The sequence below is a fragment of the Psychrobacter sp. 1Y4 genome, from assembly GCF_051847555.1.
The window spans coordinates 1-1,064 of record NZ_JBPYDE010000146.1 but is presented as its reverse complement, the minus strand read 5'-3'; the positions used below and the strand labels follow the sequence as shown (position 1 = coordinate 1,064).

1 protein-coding gene is annotated in these 1,064 nt (G+C 41.5%); it reads left to right on the top strand.

Translation table 11 applies throughout. The features are described 5' to 3' along the window. The coding region (locus tag ACS8FC_RS14865) for a histidine kinase dimerization/phospho-acceptor domain-containing protein (protein WP_439297339.1) at positions 1-1,064 on the top strand (1,064 nt) is incomplete at both ends.

Sequence of the window (1,064 nt, the reverse complement as noted above, 5' to 3'; positions counted from 1 at the left end):
GTGGGTGCAGCGCTCTGTGAGTGGACACTTTGAGCAAATGGACTCAGAGATTATCACCCATGCAGCTTTTAATCTGCGTAAACGCATGGTTAGTGTTAACGAGCCCATAGAACCATTCACAGTGTCAAAGTCCCAATCACTCATTGATGACAATCACTTGCATTCCTCTTGGCTGGATTATGATTTAAAAACCTTAGTAGCAGATAAAAAAGGTAAGTTATTATCCAGTGACCCCAGTAATTTCATTCATAGTTTGCCAGCCGATTTTAGCTTGTTATCACTATGGCAGGAACATCACGATCAGCAGTTTATGATCAAGATAAACAATAGGCATTACCGAGCCATTATTATTCCAAATCAAGAGATTTTGGCGTTTATCGCCCTACCTACCAATGTGCATCATCAATATCTTATCCAGTTTAATCGCCAGCTGAGCTTGATACTCACAGCCATCACCTTGTTGTTGGTTTCAGTAGCGGCATTAAGTGTGTATTGGGGGTTTGCGCCTTTGTCCACTATCGTACAAAAAATGAAAGGCATAAACCTCCAAAGGTTAGACGAAAGAGTTGCGGTTGACGATATGCCGTTAGAACTGAGGCCACTAGCAGAATCTTACAATTCAATGATGGTCAAGCTTGAAAGTAACTTTGAGTCTTTGTCTCGGTTTTCAGACAATATTGCCCATGAGCTACGTACGCCAATAGCGACGCTGAGTACACAAACGCAGGTCATGTTAACTAAGCCAAGAGAAGGCGACGAATATATCGAGCAGCTACATCATCAGCATGATACGTTAGAGCAGTTATCCGCCATGATTAACAATATGCTGCTACTGGCAAAAACCCAAAAAGGATTAAGTGACTCGCAAATCAGTCACGTGGATACAGACAGCTTAATCACAAAGCTCGTTGATTACTATGAAATGATTGCAGAAGATCGAGGGATAACTTTTGAGAAATCAGGTAAGTTCGAAAGAGTATTAGGTGATGAAGGCTTATTGCAACGGCTGTTTGCCAACCTGATGTCAAATGCCATTTATTACGCAGCTAGTGATAGTACTATCA